The following is a 3,644-nucleotide window of genomic DNA, read 5'->3' as shown; positions in this document are numbered from 1 at the left end:
GAGCAGCGCCTCGTCGCACGCGATGCCGCGGGCGGCCGCGTACGTCGCCAGCATCGCCGCGCGGGGCGGGTCGGCTCCGTCGAACTCGGCGCGCTGCCACAGCAGCGCCAGGTCCTCGGGCCCGGGGCCGACGCCCACCTCCTGCCAGTCGGTCCACACCAACGCGCCGGCGTCGTCCTGCAACAGGTTCCCGGCATGCACGTCGCCGTGCACCAGGCAATCCGGCAGTGCCGCCGGGCGCGTGTCCAGGAGCGCGAGCTCGTCGGCGGTCCAGAGCTCCCGGGCCGTCGCATCCGGCCGCCGTTCCACCGGGCGCCGCAGCCACGATCGACCCGCGAACCCGGCCAGCACCCGCGGACGGTGCAGGGCACCGAGCTGGCGCGCCACCTCGTGCCACCGCGGCGTCGACCACTCCGCCGCCCGCGTCGCCGGCGTCAGGGCTTCCAGCAGGAGGCACGTCCCGTCCAGGGCGATCACCCGCGGCACCTGCACGGGCAGCCTCGGCGCCGCGCGGTAGAACACGGCTTCCCGTTCGGTGGTCGTCTTGAGCACGAACTCCTCGTCGCCGAGCCGAACCCGGGCGACCAGCGACCCGGACGCCGATCCGGCGAGGATCGCCGCGGAGCGCAACGAAGCCGGATCCCGGCCGAGCCGGCGCAGCAGTTCCTCCACCCGGCGACGGTAGACCGTCAGTCGGAGTCGCTCCAGGTGCCGATGCGGTCGCTGACGTGCCAGGCGCCCGTGATCGGGGACGGCGTGCGTTCGCTGTAGTAGGGATGCCACCACTTCGCCGCCTGCCAGATCGCCTCCGGGCAGCTCGCGCGGCTTTCGAGTGCCGGCGTGACGTCGTAGCCCACCGCGTTCAGGACCACCTCGATCATCGCGGCCGACGGCACGCCGTACCCGTCCAGCAACGGGTTCGCCGCCCGCCCGACGCCCCACAGGAACGCCAGCCACTGCAGCACCAGCTCCGTCACGTCCAGGACCGACCGCTGCTTCCGGAAGCGCTCCAGCACCGAGATCTGCTCCGCGGTGCTCGGTCGCTGCCACTCGACGGCCGGCACCGGCAGGCGCAGGAGCGCGATGTTCGGAAAGCGGCCCGGATCCGCGTACGCGTCGAGCCGGCCGACCTGCAGCGCGTTGGCGGCCGTGGGCACGCCGAAGCCGCGCGGCGGGTCCAGCGACACCTCGTAGGTGGCGGTGGCGCCCACCTCGGGCGTGCCGGGGCCGAGCAGCGCGGCGTGCGACCAGTGGCTCGGCGACAGGTCGTGCCGGAGGTGCGCCTGCGCCACCCGCAGCCGGAAGCCGATATGGTCGCGGCCGCCGACCAGCAACAGGTGCGTGCCGTCGACCGCCGGCCCGGCCAGCTCCCGACCGAGCCAGTCCAGGTTGGACTCGCCCGGCGCGCGGGAGACAGGGCGGAAGGTGGGCGACGCGCCGCCCGCGTTCGAGGCGAGGATGTTCAGCATCGGGGTTCCTTCACCAGGTGGGCGACAGGCTGATCGTGGTCTCGACGGGTGCACGGCCGGCGCCGACCAGCCAGTAGCTGACGGTCAGCTCGAGGCCGAAGCCGGCCCGGCGGAAGCGCAACAGGGCGACGTGGTTGCCCTTCTCGCCGTGCAGCGGATACTTCTGGCGCAGGTAGAACTTGGTGTCCACATTGGTGGGCGTGAACGAGTCGGGCGGCGCGGGTGCGGAACGGTGCCGGTAGGTCGGGTCGCTGTGCCCGAACAAACCCTTGACCTTGTTGGCCAGCCCGGCGAACTGGTCGACGCCGACGCTCGTGACGAGGCTGGCCGGCGAGGAGATGACCTCGTAGAGCTCGGCCCCGGTGCGGGCGTCGTGCGCGCCGAGGATCCGGCCGTAGTGCACGTCGCCGGTCAGGCACAGCACGGGACGACCGTCCTGCGCCAGCCGCACCAGCGTCGACATGATGCCGGGATAGTCGTCGTAGTTGGACAGGTGCCGGTCGCCGAAGACGCCCGTGAACCACGGCGCCGGCGGCTGGAACAGCGACTGCCCGGTCACCACGACGCCGTACAGGCCCTGCACCCGCAGGCGGCGCGCCCAGTCCTGGAACTGCACGAGACCGCCGGGCGGCAGTGTCCGCACGCGGTCCGGTGAGCGGAACGTCCGGTTGTCCATCAGGAAGAACGACAGCGGGGGCACGTCCAGCTCCAGCATCCGTTCGTACCCACCCGGCTCGCTGCGCTGGAACGCGGTGAACATCTGCGCGGCCGCGGCCAGCCAGTTGGCCCGTGATCCGGCGCCGATGCTCTCCTGGACGATCGGGCTCGGATGGGGCGCGTTGTTCCAGTACTCGTGGTCGTCCGGGATGGCGGCACTCGGCGCGCATCCGAGGACCCCGGCGTACGAGCCGAACCAGTTGTCGACGTACGTCCGCTCGAACCGGTCCGCCAGCCAGGGCAGCGTGCCCTCGAAGTTCATCAGCGTCGGCAGGTCCAGGTAGACCTGGTCGCCGGCGAGCAGGGCGAGGTGCGGCCGGTGCGGCACGGGCAGCCCGGCCACCAGCGCGGCGACCGCGCCCGCCTTGTCCTCGGCCCGGTGGTAGCAGGAGGCCAGCAGCACGTTGAAGCTCTGGAACGGATCGCGGGGCACCTCGTCCGGCAGCACCTGGGTGCGCAGCGCCGCGCTCTCCCCGCTGGGCAACGTGACCGTGACGTCGTGCGTCGAGCCGGGCGCGATGCCGTCGCGGAACTCGTACACGCCGGTGAACGCCCGCCCGACCGGCGCGGACAGCATCGCCGGCGGCCGCGCGCCGGCCATCGGCCGCACCGCCACGGGTGCCGCGGGCCGACCGTCGAGCCGCCAGTCCAGCGCCGGCACGCCGGACAGGCCGGTGGCACCGCACCACACCTGCAACCCGCGGCCCGGGTGGGCACGCGGATGAAGCACGACAGCCAACGGGGACCTCCAGGCGGGGAGTCAATTGAACCCCGGCCCGCGCGCGGCTACTGCTGGCTATCCGACAGGGGCACCTCGGGAAGCAGGCCGTGGATGACGACGTCGGCCATGCGGTCGGCGATCGCGTCCCGGTCGAGCTCCGCGACGGGGGCGGCGGCCGGGTCGAGGCGGTCGACGATCGCGTTCTGGCCGAGCGCCAGCGCCGGACCGACGATGGCGTGGTACAGGACGTGCACGGGTACGTCCTGTACCCGGCCCGCCGCCACGAGGGCCGAGATGGTCGGCGTGAGACTGTCCCAGAACGGCTGGATGAATCGGCGGTGGAGGTAGTCCAGCCGGTCGGAGTCGCGCGCCGACTCGTCGGAGATCACGCGGTTGATCTGCGGGGAGTGCGCGGCCAGGCGGAACAGCTGGGTGATCACCAGGCGCAGCCGCTCGGCCGGGTCCTCGTGCTCCGCCAGCAGCTGGTCCCGTTCGGCCTGAGCGCCGGCGAACGCGGCGTCCACCACTGCGCGCCAGAAGGCCGCCTTGGAGCCGTACCGGTCGTGGACGAAGTTGTGGCTCACCCCGAGCCGCCGGGCCAACTCGCGCATCGTGGTCGCCTCGTAGCCGAGCTCGGCGAACGTGTCGAGGCCGCGCCGCAGGATCTCGCTCTCGTCCAGCGCCACGGGCGCGTTCTTGCGGCGCGGGCCGCCCTGCTCCGTCAACGTTCCCACTCC

Annotated in this window: 4 protein-coding genes; all 4 read right to left on the bottom strand. The window is 72.9% G+C overall.

The window, feature by feature from the left end; translation table 11 throughout:
- Positions 1-672, bottom strand: a 672-nt coding sequence (locus tag AB0H87_RS39490; RefSeq protein ID WP_360158228.1) for a phosphotransferase, incomplete at its 3' end; no start/stop codon positions are given.
- Positions 673-689: 17 nt separating this feature from the next.
- On the bottom strand, positions 690-1,469 hold the full coding sequence (locus AB0H87_RS39485) for a hypothetical protein (protein WP_360158225.1): 780 nt from the start codon (positions 1,467-1,469) through the stop codon (positions 690-692).
- A 10-nt stretch (positions 1,470-1,479) separates the two neighbouring features.
- Entirely contained in the window at positions 1,480-2,925 is a 1,446-nt protein-coding gene (locus tag AB0H87_RS39480) for a hypothetical protein (RefSeq protein ID WP_360158222.1), read from the bottom strand.
- Positions 2,926-2,972: 47 nt separating this feature from the next.
- Positions 2,973-3,644 (bottom strand): TetR/AcrR family transcriptional regulator (locus tag AB0H87_RS39475; RefSeq protein ID WP_360158219.1); only part of this gene is annotated, 672 nt, incomplete at its 5' end.

Origin of the sequence: Asanoa sp. NPDC050611 (assembly GCF_040654855.1) — a bacterium.
Taxonomy (GTDB): Bacteria; Actinomycetota; Actinomycetes; order Mycobacteriales; family Micromonosporaceae; genus Asanoa.
The sequence above is the reverse complement of the archived record's forward strand: the minus strand, read 5'-3'. Positions and strand labels throughout refer to the sequence as shown.

Coding starts and splice junctions, on each gene's coding strand:
- AB0H87_RS39485 (WP_360158225.1), bottom strand. CDS start 1,469: ATGCTGAACATCCTCGCCTCGAACGCGGGCGGCGCGTCGCCCACCTTC.